Annotated in this window: 11 protein-coding genes; 8 read left to right on the top strand and 3 right to left on the bottom strand. The window is 59.4% G+C overall.

The features are described from left to right. Positions 1–8: 8 nt before the first annotated feature. From ACIOVB_RS23090 to ACIOVB_RS23075, 4 genes are all read left to right on the top strand, one after another. Complete coding sequence (locus tag ACIOVB_RS23090) at positions 9–1,373, top strand: DUF1329 domain-containing protein (RefSeq protein WP_187678019.1); 1,365 nt, start codon at positions 9–11, stop codon at positions 1,371–1,373. A 176-nt stretch (positions 1,374–1,549) separates the two neighbouring features. Then, positions 1,550–4,282 (top strand): LuxR C-terminal-related transcriptional regulator, encoded by a 2,733-nt coding sequence (locus tag ACIOVB_RS23085; protein ID WP_401271730.1) that lies wholly within the window; start codon positions 1,550–1,552, stop codon positions 4,280–4,282. A 60-nt stretch (positions 4,283–4,342) separates the two neighbouring features. Continuing rightward, a complete protein-coding gene (locus ACIOVB_RS23080) occupies positions 4,343–4,987 on the top strand; it encodes an MBL fold metallo-hydrolase (protein WP_401271728.1) in 645 nt (214 codons plus the stop codon). Positions 4,988–5,103: 116 nt separating this feature from the next. Continuing rightward, positions 5,104–5,835, top strand: a complete 732-nt coding sequence (locus ACIOVB_RS23075; protein ID WP_150616353.1) for an OmpA family protein — start codon at positions 5,104–5,106, stop codon at positions 5,833–5,835. Positions 5,836–6,087: 252 nt separating this feature from the next. Here the strand turns inward: ACIOVB_RS23075 and ACIOVB_RS23070 are convergent, their stop codons facing one another. Further along, a complete protein-coding gene (locus ACIOVB_RS23070) occupies positions 6,088–6,522 on the bottom strand; it encodes a YhcB family protein (protein WP_187678015.1) in 435 nt (144 codons plus the stop codon). A 144-nt stretch (positions 6,523–6,666) separates the two neighbouring features. Between ACIOVB_RS23070 and ACIOVB_RS23065 the strand changes: the two genes are divergently transcribed. From ACIOVB_RS23065 to zapE, 3 genes are all read left to right on the top strand, one after another. Then, entirely contained in the window at positions 6,667–7,296 is a 630-nt protein-coding gene (locus ACIOVB_RS23065; protein WP_187678082.1) for an alpha/beta hydrolase, read from the top strand. Positions 7,297–7,320: 24 nt separating this feature from the next. After that, on the top strand, positions 7,321–8,676 hold the full coding sequence (locus tag ACIOVB_RS23060; protein ID WP_401271725.1) for a tryptophan--tRNA ligase: 1,356 nt from the start codon (positions 7,321–7,323) through the stop codon (positions 8,674–8,676). A 90-nt stretch (positions 8,677–8,766) separates the two neighbouring features. Continuing rightward, on the top strand, positions 8,767–9,861 hold the full coding sequence (gene zapE / locus ACIOVB_RS23055; protein ID WP_187678013.1) for a cell division protein ZapE: 1,095 nt from the start codon (positions 8,767–8,769) through the stop codon (positions 9,859–9,861). 75 nt (positions 9,862–9,936) lie between these two features. Here zapE and ACIOVB_RS23050 read toward each other — a convergent pair whose 3' ends face one another. Then, positions 9,937–10,833 (bottom strand): GlxA family transcriptional regulator, encoded by an 897-nt coding sequence (locus ACIOVB_RS23050; RefSeq protein WP_401271744.1) that lies wholly within the window; start codon positions 10,831–10,833, stop codon positions 9,937–9,939. Between the two features lie 250 nt (positions 10,834–11,083). Here ACIOVB_RS23050 and ACIOVB_RS23045 point away from each other — a divergent pair, with 250 nt between their 5' ends. Further along, positions 11,084–12,220, top strand: a complete 1,137-nt coding sequence (locus tag ACIOVB_RS23045) for an acyl-CoA dehydrogenase family protein (protein WP_401271722.1) — start codon at positions 11,084–11,086, stop codon at positions 12,218–12,220. Between the two features lie 123 nt (positions 12,221–12,343). Here the strand turns inward: ACIOVB_RS23045 and ACIOVB_RS23040 are convergent. Further along, the coding region (locus ACIOVB_RS23040; protein WP_401271720.1) for an NADP(H)-dependent aldo-keto reductase at positions 12,344–13,380 on the bottom strand (1,037 nt) is incomplete at its 5' end.

The raw sequence follows: 13,380 nt of genomic DNA, 5'->3' as shown, positions 1-13,380 counted from the left end.
ACGAATTTATGAAAATAACAAAGAGTCTGTTCCACGCCGGTGTTTTGGGCCTGTCGTTGCTGGCGACCAGTGTCATGGCCGCAGTGCCTGCTGCCGAAGCCGACAAGTTGGGCAAGAGCCTGACCCCGATGGGCGCCGAAATGGCCGGTAATGCCGACGGTTCGATTCCGGCCTGGAAGCCGCTGCCGAAGAATGCCGGCAGCGTCGACAGCAAAGGTTTCCTGTCCAACCCGTACGCCAGTGAACAGCCGCTGTTCACCATCACCGCGAAAGATGCCGACAAGTACAAGGACAAACTTGCACCGGGCCAGTACGCGATGTTCAAGCGCTACCCGGAAACCTTCAAAATGCCGGTGTATCCGTCCCATCGCGGCGCCACCGTGCCGGATGAGGTGTTCGCCTCGATCAAGAAAAACGCCACGACCACCAATCTGGTGTCCGGTGGCAACGGTCTGGAAAACTTCGAAACCGCCGTGCCGTTCCCGATTCCGAAAACCGGTGTGGAAGTCATCTGGAACCACATCACCCGCTATCGCGGCGGCAGTGTGACCCGTCTGGTGACCCAGGCGACGCCACAGCCGAATGGCTCGTACAGTCTGGTGTACTTCCAGGACCAGTTCGTGTTCCGCGACAAGATGAAGGACTACGACCCGAAAAACCCGGGCAACATCCTGTTCTACTTCAAGCAGAAAGTGACCGCGCCGGCACGTCTGGCCGGTGGTGTGTTGCTGGTGCACGAAACGCTCGACCAAGTTAAAGAGCCGCGTTCGGCGTGGGTCTACAACGCCGGTCAGCGCCGTGTGCGCCGTGCGCCACAAGTGTCCTATGACGGCCCGGGTACTGCGGCGGATGGCCTGCGTACCTCCGACAACCTCGACATGTACAACGGTGCGCCGGACCGCTACGACTGGAAGCTTGAAGGCAAGAAAGAGATGTACATCGCCTCCGACAGCTACAAGCTCGACGATCCGAAACTGAAGTACTCCGACATTATCAAGGCCGGCCACATCAATCAGGATCTGGCGCGTTACGAGCTTCGTCGCGTCTGGCACGTGGTCGCAACCTTGAAGGAAGGTCAGCGCCACATCTACGCCAAGCGTGACTTCTACATCGATGAAGATACCTGGCAAGCAGCCGTCATCGACCACTACGACGGTCGCGGTCAACTGTGGCGCGTAGCCGAGGCGCACGCCGAGAACTACTACGACAAACAAGTGCCGTGGTACGCGCTGGAAACCCTCTACGACCTGCAGTCCGGCCGCTATCTGGCACTGGGCATGAAGAACGAAGAGAAGCAGGCGTATGACTTCGGCTTCACCGCCACTACCAGCGACTTCACCCCGGCCGCTCTGCGTCAGGACGGTGTTCGCTAATCCGCTGTAAATCCGAGGCCGCATCCTCGTGAAAACGCCCCGACCGGTTCGGGGCGTTTTTTTGTCTGTAGCTTTTTTGTAGCCATTTGTAGCGGCAACCTTCATAACCGGTTCGATTAAGGCTAGTCTGCGGACATCTGCAACGCCGCCAACAGCAATTCGAACAAGAGCCGGCCATGACTGATCTGTCCCCACTTCCGGGTCCCGCAAGCGTTGCCGTCGCGGCACTGGACGGGCGTTTTTTTCGCCCGCCATTACCCGACGGATACGTGCTGCGACCCCGCCTTTGCGAGCGCCTGCAAGCCGGGCTCGGTGGACGACTGTTGCTGGTCAGCGCCCCGGCCGGGTTCGGCAAGAGTTCGCTGGCGGTGGAGTTCTGCCAGAGTCTGCCGGCACACTGGCAAAGTCTCTGGCTGGGTTTGAGCCCGCGCGACAGCGACCCCGGACGCTTTCTCGAGCGCTTGCTTGAAGGTCTGCAGGACTACTTTCCGCAATTGGGCAGTCGCGCACTCGGCCTGCTGAAGATGCGTCAACGCCATCAACCCTTTGCTTTCGAAGAATGGCTCGACGGTCTGCTCGATGAGCTGACGCTGCACCTCGATACGGCAACCCCGTTGCTGCTGGTGCTCGACGATTACCATCTCGCCCAAGGGCCGGTGCTCGACCGGTGCCTGCAATTTTTCCTCAATCATTTGCCCGATGGCTTGCTGGTGATGGTCACCAGTCGGCAGCGCCCGGACTGGCATCTGGCGCGTTTACGTCTTTCGCGGCAATTGCTCGAATTGCATGAGCAGGATCTGCGCCTGACCCACGATGAAGCCCTGACGCTACTCGATCGCCACAGCACGTCTTTGCGCGGCGAAGCCCTGGAAAACCTCATTCAGCGCAGCGAAGGCTGGGTCGCCGGGCTGCGCTTCTGGCTGCTGGCTGTGTCCGAGGCCGGCAGCGACGCGGCATTACCGCAAGCGCTGAACGGCGGGGAAGGGCTGATCCGCGACTACCTGCTTGAAGAAGTCATCGATTGCCTGCCCGCCGAGGTGCAGGCGTTTCTCTACGACACTGCACCGCAAGAACGCTTTTGCAGCGAACTGTGCGACGCGGTGCGCGAAGCTCACGACAGTGCCGAAATTTTGCGTTTCCTTTTGGCGCATCAGGTGTTTCTGGTGCCGCTGGACGAACACGGGCACTGGTATCGTTATCACCATCTGTTTTCTGATTTGTTGCGCAGCCGGCCGATTGCCCAGGCGATGGTGCCGACCGCCACCCTGCATTTGCGCGCCTGCCGTTGGTTCAATGCCCAGGGCTTGCTCGACGAAGCAGTGGAGCAAGCCTTGCGCGCGGGTCACCTTGATGTAGCGGCGAATCTGGTACAGAACCTCTCCGAAGAACAGCTGCTGGCCGAGCAAAACGTCGGCATGCTGCTGCGCTGGAAAATGGACTTGCCTGACAGCCTGCTGATCAGCACGCCGCGACTGATCGTTTTGTACAGCTGGGCGCTGGGGCTGGCCTGCCAGCTCGACGCAGCTGAAGAGTTGTCCAGTCACTTGAGCCGTTTCCTGCCGGCGCCGTCCGCCACGGCGCAAAGGTCGATGCTGGCGCAATGGCTGGCGCTGAGCGGCATCATTGCCCGTGGCCGCGGCCATCGGGAACTGACACTCAGGTATTGCTCAGAAGCTCTTGAGAGTCTGCCGGCCAAGCGTTATGGCCAGCGATTGATGTGTTTGTCGACCTTGTCCAATCTGGCGATTGCCGACGGTGATCTGTGGCGCGCTCGCGGGCTGAACCGCGAATCCCTTGAGCTGGCGCAACGCGTCGGCAATCCCTTGTTCGAAGCATTGGCGCACTACGACCGTGCCCGCGTCTTGCAGGCGCGCGGCGAAATCCTGCGCTCACTGGATGAAGTGCATCAGGGCCTTGAGCGCTTGCGCGGCCTGTCGCCGCAACGGTTGTATGCGGTGCGCGCGCGGCTGACGCTGTACGAAGGTTTTCTACTGGCGATGCGCTTGCAGCCGCAGGCCGCACGTGTGCGCTTGCTGGCGGGGATTGGCGAAGCGCGAGCCTGTCGCGATATCAGCGTATTGATCGGTCATTGCGTGATCGCCCGCCTGGACGGTGCTAGCGGCGAGTTTGCCAAGGCCTTCGCCGAACTCGCCGAAGCCGAACGCCTGATGCACATCTGGGACGTGCCGCCGATTTACTATCTGGCGATGATCACCCTGGTCAAATGCGAACTGTGGCTGGCGCAGGGGCGTACCGATCTGGCCGAGGCCTGGCTGGCGCGGCTTGGCCAGACCTACACGGGCGAACGTGCAGCGGCGCCACCGGAATTTCATCCTCAGTTGCCGTTACATGTTGAGCTGCAACAGGCGCTGCTCGACATGACTCAAGGGCAACCGATGATTGCCGAAGGGCGGTTGAATGTGTTGCATGAAAACGGTCAGCGAACGGGGCGGCAGTTGCTCAGTGTGATGGCGTTGACGCAGAAAGTGGTGTTGCTGCTGGCGGGTGGGCGTGAGCCGGAAGCGCGCAAGGCGTTGAGCCAGGCGCTGGAAGCGGCGGCCGGGGGCGTGCTGCAACCGTTCGATACCTTGTTAAAAGGGCATATGGACTGGTTGCGCGGGCAATTACAGACTTCAACGTCGTTGGCTGGGCAAAAATTGCTCGATTACTTGCCGCCTGCGGCAGTCCGCCCAGCTGTTGAGTCCGGCGGCGCCGAACAACTCAGCAGCCGGGAGTTGGCGGTATTACGCCTGATTGCGCAGGGTTGCTCGAATCAGGAGATCAGCGATCAACTGTTCATTTCCCTGCATACGGTGAAAACCCACGCCAGCCATATCAACAGCAAGTTGGGAGTTGAGCGGCGTACGCAAGCCGTGGCGCGGGCCAAAGAACTGGGGTTAATGATCTAGCGACGGTAAAATCCGGAAACGACCGTTTTCGACGGTGTTGAACCATTCTCAGGATTCCCCATGACCGTTCCAAGTCCAGCGCTCATCCGCGAAACCTTCCCCGTAGGCCCGCTCCAGTGCAACTGCACCATCATCGGCGATCCGGTCACCAAGAAAGCCATCGTCGTCGACCCGGGTGGCAACCCTGACCTGATCATGGCGCGGCTCGATGCGCTGGGGCTGAAAGTCGTCAGCATCATTCACACCCACGCGCATCTCGATCACTTCCTCGCTTCCGGGCAGATGAAAGAAAAAACCGGCGCGACCCTGCATTTGCACAAAGAAGACCAGTTCCTCTGGGACAACCTCGAGATGCAATGCCAGATGTTCGGCGTGCCTTACGTGCCGGTGCCATCGCCCGATCGCTGGTTGAGCGATGATGAACAACTCGCTTGCGGCTGCGGCGTGGCACTGCACACGCCGGGTCATACGCCAGGTTCCATGAGCTTTTGGTTTTCCGAGGCTAAGCTGTTGATTGCCGGCGACACGCTGTTTCGTCGCGGCGTAGGGCGCACGGATTTGTGGGGCGGCGATCAGGCGACCATCGTGCGATCGATCAAGCAGCGGCTATATACGCTGGATGAAGACGCGACGGTAATTGCCGGGCATGGTCCGGACACGCGTCTAGGGGATGAAATGCGCGAAAACCCATTCGTGCGGGCCTAAATATTTTGTCACGAGTGCCCGGTGGAATTTTTGCGCATAGTCACGATCAAACGCCCGCAGAGGTTTATTGCCAAACGGCCGCTGCACCACAGAATGCAGAAACGTAGGAGCTCTTCATGTTCACCAAGCGTCGTTTGATTATTGTCGCTACTGCCGTGGCCTTGCTGTCCGGATGCGCCTCGCCCAACCCGTATGACAATCAGGGTCAGGCCGACGGTGGCTCCCAAGGCATGAGCAAAACTGCCAAATACGGTGGCCTCGGTGCTCTGGCCGGTGCACTGGCCGGTGCTGCTATCGGTCATGATAACCGTGGCAAGGGTGCCTTGATCGGTGCGGCCGTGGTCGGTGCTTCGGCGGCCGGTTACGGTTACTACGCCGACCAGCAAGAGAAAAAACTGCGCGCCAGCATGGCCAACACCGGGGTTGAAGTGCAGCGTCAGGGCGATCAGATCAAGCTGATCATGCCGGGCAACATCACTTTCGCTACCGATTCGGCGAACATCGCGTCGAGCTTCTACCAGCCGCTGAACAACCTGGCCGGCTCGTTGAAAGAATTCAGCCAGAACCAGATCGAAATCGTCGGCTACACCGACAGCACCGGCAGCCGCCAGCACAACATGGACCTGTCTCAACGTCGTGCGCAGAGCGTGGCGACTTACCTGACCTCGCAAGGTGTCAGTGGCGCCAACCTGTCGGCCCGTGGTGCCGGTCCGGATAACCCGATTGCCAGCAACGGTGACGTCAATGGCCGGGCGCAGAACCGTCGCGTCGAGGTCAACCTGAAGGCGATTCCGGGTCAGCAGTATGGTGGTCAGCAGCAGCCGGGTACGGTTCAGCAGTATCCGTAACTGAATGTCTGAATGAAGAAATGCCCGATCCTGTGATCGGGCATTTTTTTGTCTGGGCAGTGCCAGCCTCTTCGCGGGCAAGCCCGCTCCCACAGGGTTTTATGTTGAACACACATTCTGTGGGCAACATCACTCACTGTGGGAGCGAGCTTGCTCGCGAAGGGACCGGTCAGGCACCGAAGATTCCATGTCACAAAAAAGCCCCCGGACAACCGAATTGTCAGGGGGCTTTTTGTTTTCAGTGAAGACTGATTACTTCTTCAAACCATATTGCTCATCAAGCATGCCCGGCGAGTTCGGCGTCTTCGGAGCGTAGTCGCGCGGTGGCTCTTGATCGCGCGGGGGCGTCAGGCGTTCGCGTGGTGCCACCGCCGCGTCGGCGTGCAGGGCGGCGATCAGGCGCTGGCGGGTCTGCTCGTCCAGGGCCAGACGATTGGCGCCCTCGGCGAGATGATCCTGCACTTCCTGATAGCTCTGGGTCAGCTTCTTGACCAGCATTGCGGTGCTGTTGAAGTGGGTGACCACCTCGTTTTGATAACTGTCGAAACGCTCCTGGATATCATCCAGTTGACGCTGCGTACGGCTCGGCGCGGCGTTCGGCGCAACGCGCGCGATCAGGAATCCAATGGCGACACCCACAACCAGGGCAAGAGTCGGTAACAACCAAACTAAGAGCGAGTGTTCCACGAGTCCTTCCTCTATAAACGGCTTTGCTTTACGTTAACGGCTCGAACCTGCGCTGTATACCGCGATTCACTCGCAATAGATTGGCACAGACAATTTGCTAGACGAGTCGACCCGATTCGAGGTCACGGAGTTCCTTCCTTGCTGATGCGTGAAACCCCTGTAGTGATTGACGGCCCGGTGGGTCAACTTGAGTCTCTGTACCTGGACAACGAGCAGCCGCGCGGCATCGCGCTGATCTGCCATCCGAACCCGGTGCAGGGCGGCACCATGCTCAACAAGGTCGTCTCGACCCTGCAGCGCACCGCGCGCGACGCGGGCCTGATCACCTTGCGCTTCAACTATCGTGGCGTCGGCGCCAGCGAAGGGGCACACGACATGGGCACCGGCGAAGTCGATGACGCTCAAGCCGTTGCTGCCTGGCTTCGGGAAAAACACCCGGATCTGCCGCTGACCCTGTTCGGTTTCTCCTTCGGCGGATTTGTTGCAGCAAGTCTCGGTGGCCGTCTCGAAGCCCAGGGTGTGCAGCTCAAGCACCTGTTCATGGTCGCGCCGGCGGTGATGCGTCTGGGCGAACAGGATCAACTGCCGCAACTCGGCGAGTTGACTCTGATCCAGCCGGAAACCGATGAAGTCATCGATCCGCAACTGGTTTACCAATGGTCTGAAAAACTCCAGCGCCCCCATGAGCTGCTGAAAGTGGCAGAATGCGGACACTTTTTTCATGGCAAGTTGACCGATCTCAAGGATCTGATCCTGCCGCGTCTCTCGAATTGATTGCAGTCTGACAAGCGATTACCCATGACGCACCGTACCCGCATCCTCACCGGCATCACCACCACCGGCACGCCGCACCTGGGCAACTACGCCGGCGCCATCCGCCCGGCGATCCTCGCCAGCCGCGACAGCAATGCCGATTCGTTCTACTTCCTGGCCGACTACCACGCCCTGATCAAATGCGATGACCCGCTGCGCATTCAGCGCTCGCGTCTGGAAATCGCCGCGACCTGGCTGGCCGGTGGTCTGGATGTCGACCGCGTGACCTTCTACCGCCAGTCCGATATTCCGGAAATCCCCGAGCTGACCTGGCTGCTGACCTGCGTCGCCGCCAAGGGCCTGCTCAACCGCGCTCACGCCTACAAGGCTTCGGTGGATAAAAACGTCGAGACCGGCGAAGACCCGGATGCCGGCATCACCATGGGCCTCTATAGCTACCCGGTGCTGATGGCGGCGGACATCCTGATGTTCAACGCGCACAAGGTGCCGGTCGGTCGCGATCAGATCCAGCACGTGGAAATGGCCCGTGATATCGGCCAGCGCTTCAACCACCTGTTCGGCCAGGGCAAAGAGTTCTTCACCATGCCCGAAGCGCTGATCGAAGAAAGCGTGGCGACGTTGCCGGGCCTGGACGGTCGCAAGATGTCGAAGAGCTACGACAACACCATCCCGTTGTTCTCCAGCGCCAAAGAGATGAAAGACGCGATCTCACGGATCGTCACTGACTCGAAAGCGCCGGGCGAAGCCAAGGATCCGGACAACTCGCACCTGTTCACCCTGTTCCAGGCGTTCTCGACGCCGGCGCAGTCGGACGAATTCCGCAGCGAACTGCTGGGCGGTCTGGGTTGGGGTGAGGCGAAGAATCGCCTGTTCCAGTTGCTCGACAACGAACTCGGCGAGTCTCGCGAGCGTTATCACCAATTGATCGAGCGTCCGGCGGATCTGGAAGACATCCTCCAGATCGGCGCCAAAAAGGCCCGTGCCGTGGCGACGCCGTTCCTCAACGAGTTGCGTGAAGCGGTTGGTCTGCGTTCGTTCGTCAACCAAGTTCAAGTGGCTGCGACCACCAAGAAGAAAGCCGCGAAAGCCGCGCGTTTCGTCAGTTTCCGTGAAGACGACGGCAGTTTCCGCTTCCGTCTGCTGGCGGCTGATGGCGAGCAACTGCTGCTGTCGCGCAACTTCGCTGATGGCAAAGCGGCAGGGCAGGTGACCAAGCAATTGCAATCCGGTCAAGCACTGGACGTGCGCAGCGAAGACCTGAGCTTCAGCGTGTGGCTGGAAGGCCAGTGTGTCGGCGACAGCCCGGCGTTCGCCGACAGTGCAGCACGGGACGCGGCCATCGAGGCCCTGCGCATCGCGCTGAAACCGGTTCAGGAATAATCAGCGGCGCGGCCCGACCAAGGGCTGATTGCCATTCCCACGGGCCGTCGCTACAGTGACGGCCCGTTTTTGTTGCCTTGCTAACGAATTATGACGCCCCTAGAACGATACCAAGCTGATCTGAAACGCCCGGACTTCTTCCATGACGCCGCGCAGGAAACTGCTGTGCGTCATTTGCAGCGCCTGTACGAGGATCTGATCGCCGCCGATCAGAACAAGCCCGGCCTGTTGAGCAAACTGTTTGGCAAAAAGGATCAGACGCCGGTCAAGGGTCTGTATTTCTGGGGCGGCGTGGGTCGCGGCAAGACTTACCTGGTCGACACCTTCTTCGAAGCGCTGCCGTTCAAGGAAAAGACCCGCACGCACTTCCACCGCTTCATGAAGCGTGTGCACGAAGAGATGAAAACCCTCGGCGGCGAGAAAAACCCGCTGACCCTCATCGCCAAGCGTTTTGCGGCGGAATCGCGGGTTATCTGCTTCGATGAGTTCTTCGTTTCCGACATCACCGACGCCATGATTCTCGGCACGCTGATGGAAGAGCTGTTCAAGAACGGCGTAACCCTGGTCGCAACGTCGAACATCGTTCCGGACGGCCTGTACAAGGACGGCCTGCAACGTGCGCGCTTCCTGCCAGCCATCGCGCTGATCAAGCAGAACACCGAGATCGTCAACGTCGACAGCGGCGTCGACTACCGTCTGCGTCACCTCGAACAGGCGGAGCTGTTCCACTATCCGCTCGACGAAGCCGCTCACGAAAGCCTGCGCAAGAGCTTCAAGGCACTGACACCGGAATGCACGGCGGCGGTGGAAAACGATGTGTTGATCATCGAGAACCGTGAAATTCGCGCGCTGCGTACCTGTGACGACGTGGCCTGGTTCGACTTCCGCGAACTGTGCGACGGCCCGCGTAGCCAGAACGACTACATCGAACTGGGCAAGATCTTCCACGCCGTGCTGCTCAGCGGTGTCGAGCAGATGAGCGTCACCACCGACGACATCGCTCGTCGCTTCATCAACATGGTCGACGAGTTCTACGACCGCAACGTGAAGCTGATCATTTCTGCGGAAGTCGAGTTGAAGGATCTGTACACCGGCGGACGTCTGAACTTCGAGTTCCAGCGTACGCTGAGCCGTTTGCTGGAGATGCAATCGCACGAATTCCTGTCCCGGGCGCACAAGCCTTAAACGGATTCGCCAAAAAAAAGGGCCTGCAATTGCAGGCCCTTTTTTGTGCGCTGAAGATCAAAAGATCGCAGGCCTTTACGCCGCCTGCTGAAACTGCTGCCGATACTGGTTCGGTGACAATTCGGTGTGCTGGCGGAACAGTCGCGCAAAGAAACTCGCATCGTCGTATCCGACTTCATAGCTGATGGTCTTGATGCTCTTGCGACTGCCCGACAGCAAGCCCTTGGCCGTCTCGATGCGCAGCCGTTGCAGGTAATGCAGCGGTTTGTCGCCCGTGGCGGTCTGGAAGCGGCGCATGAAATTGCGAATGCTCATGCCGTGTTCGCGGGCAACGTCTTCGAAACGGAACTTGTCGGCAAAATGCTCTTCGAGCCAGTGCTGGATCTGCAGGATGATCACGTCCTGATGCAGCTTCTGTCCGCCAAAACCGATGCGCCCCGGCGAATAACTGCGCTGCACTTCGTAGAGGATGTCGCGGGCCACAGCCTGTGCGACGTTGGCCCCGCAGAAGCGCTCTATCAAGTAGATGTAGAGGTCGCAGGCCGATGTGGTGCCGCCGGCGCAGTAGAGGTTGTCGGCGTCGGTCAGGTGTTTGTCCTGATTGAGGAACACCCGTGGGAAACGCTCGGCAAACGCATTGAAGAAGCGCCAGTAGGTGGTCGCTTCCTTGCCGTTGAGCAGACCGGCCTCGGCCAGCCAGAACACTCCGGTGGCTTCGCCGCACAGTACCGCGCCGCGCGCATGTTGCTCGCGCAGCCACGGCAGGACCTGTGGATAACGGCTGCAAAGCGTATCGAAATCGTCCCAGAACGCCGGAAGGATAATGACGTCGGCATTTTCCAGGCCGCCGTCGACCGGCATGACCACGTCGCTGAAACTGTTCACCGGTTTGCCGTCGGGGCTAACCAGGCGTGTTTCGAACGCCGGAGTCAGGCCGTGGCCCAGTTGTTTACCGTAACGCAGGCTGGCCAGATGGAAAAAATCCTTGGCCTGCATGAGAGTGGATGCGAAAACCCGGTCGATCGCCAGGATGCTGACGCGCCGCAAGGGCGTGGAGACTTGCTTAGACATAATTCAACTTTTGTTTTGTTTTTATAAGGGAAAGTGGTCACCAGACGGCTGGATCGTCTTATTTTTTGTCGGATGTGTCCAGTGTCCTGTATCGGAGGGGAGGCATAGTCTCTGAAGGTCATATCCCTCCTACAAGAAAGAAAGGTGCCGCATGATCCCCAGAACCTTGTTCAGCCCCGAGCACGAATTGTTCCGCGACAGCGTACGAACCTTCCTCGAAAAAGAGGCGGTGCCGTTTCATGCGCAATGGGAGAAACAAGGCTATATCGACCGCAAACTGTGGAACAAGGCAGGGGAGGCAGGGATGCTGTGCTCGCATCTGCCGGAAGAATACGGCGGGTTGGGGGCGGACTTTCTTTACAGCACCGTAGTGATCGAGGAGGTCGGTCGACTAGGCCTGACCGGTATCGGTTTCTCGCTGCATTCGGACATCGTGGCGCCTTACATCCTGCATTACGGCAGCGAAGCGCTGAAGCACAAATACCTGCCGAAACTGGTCTCGGGCGAGATGGTCACGGCGATTGCCATGACCGAGCCGGGCGCCGGTTCCGACCTGCAAGGCGTCAAGACTACTGCTGCGCTGGACGGCGATGAGTACGTGATCAACGGCTCGAAAACCTTCATCACCAACGGCTTTCTGGCTGACCTGGTGATCGTCGTCGCCAAGACTGATCCTAAGGCTGGAGCGAAGGGCACCAGCCTGTTTCTGGTCGAGGCGAACACGCCAGGCTTCGACAAGGGCAAGCGTCTGGAAAAGGTCGGAATGAAGGCGCAGGACACGTCGGAATTGTTCTTTCAGGACGTACGCGTGCCGAAAGAAAACCTGTTGGGTCAGGCCGGGGCGGGGTTTGCCTATTTGATGCAGGAACTGCCGCAGGAGCGTCTGACAGTGGCGATTGGTGGTCTGGCCTCGGCGGAAGCTGCGCTGCAATGGACACTCGATTACACCCGCGATCGCAAGGCGTTCGGCAAGGCGATTGCCGACTTCCAGAACACCCGCTTCAAACTGGCGGAGATGGCCACCGAGATTCAGATCGGTCGGGTGTTCGTCGACCGATGCCTGGAGTTGCATCTGCAAGGCAAGCTCGACGTGCCGACGGCGGCGATGGCCAAGTATTGGGGCACGGACTTGCAGTGCAAGGTACTCGACGAATGCGTGCAGTTACATGGCGGTTACGGCTTCATGTGGGAATACCCGGTGGCCCGGGCTTGGGCTGATGCGCGAGTGCAACGGATTTATGCCGGCACCAATGAAATCATGAAGGAGATCATTGCGCGATCGCTTTGATGAGCGTTCCCAAGCTCTGCGTGGGAATGCCGCCGGGGACGCTCCGCGTTCCGCTTTGAGCGCGACACGGAGCGTCAGGAATGCATTCCCACACGCTGGGTGGGAATGATCACTCTTTTTTACTTATGGCGCAGGATTTGGATGATCCTTGTGAATCGCCTCGATCCCTGCCAGCACTTCATCGGAAAGTTTCAGATCGAAACTGGCAATGTTGCTGTCCAGTTGCTCAAGAGTGGTTGCACCAATGATGTTGCTGGTGACGAACGGTTGCTGGGTCACGAACGCCAGGGCCATTTGCGCCGGATCCAAACCGTGTTCACGGGCCAATGCAACGTAACGGCTGCAGGCAGCTTCCGATTGTGGATTGAAGTAGCGGCTGAAGCGGCTGTAGAGGCTCAGGCGACCTTTTGGCGGGCGGGCGCCACCTTCGTACTTGCCCGACAGGAAACCGAACGCCAACGGCGAATAGGCGAGCAGGCCGCACTGTTCGCGGATGGCGATTTCGGCCAGGCCGACTTCGAAGCTGCGGTTGAGCAGGTTGTAAGGGTTCTGGATCGACACAGCGCGCGGCCAGCCACGGGCTTCGGCCAGAGCGAGGAAACGCATGGTGCCCCACGGCGTTTCGTTGGACAGACCGATGTGGCGGATCTTGCCGGCCTTCACCTGCTCGTCGAGCGCTTCAAGGGTGTCTTCGAGCGGGGTCAGGTTGGCTTCGATCTTGTGTTTGTAGCCCAGCTGTCCGAAAAAGTTGGTGCTGCGCTCAGGCCAGTGCAACTGGTAAAGGTCGATGTAATCGGTTTGCAGGCGTTTCAGGCTGGCATCCACCGCTTCAGTTATGTGCTGGCGGTTGTGGCGCAGATTTTTGTCGCGGATGTAGTCGATGGTGTTGCCCGGGCCGGCGATCTTGCTGGCCAGGATCCAGTCGGCACGATCGCCCCGACTTTTGAAGTAATTGCCGATGTAGCGCTCGGTGGTGGCGTAGGTTTCGGCTTTCGGCGGCACCGGGTACATCTCGGCGGTGTCGATGAAATTGATCCCGGCCTCTTTGGCCCGTTCAATCTGTGCGAAGGCTTCAGCTTCAGTGTTTTGCTCGCCCCAAGTCATGGTGCCGAGGCAGATTGCACTCACGTTCAGGTCGGTACGGCCTAGCTGGCGATAGT

The organism is Pseudomonas sp. NPDC087639 (genome assembly GCF_044743385.1).
In the GTDB taxonomy this organism is placed as follows: Bacteria; Pseudomonadota; Gammaproteobacteria; order Pseudomonadales; family Pseudomonadaceae; genus Aquipseudomonas.
The sequence above is the reverse complement of the archived record's forward strand: the minus strand, read 5'-3'. Positions and strand labels throughout refer to the sequence as shown.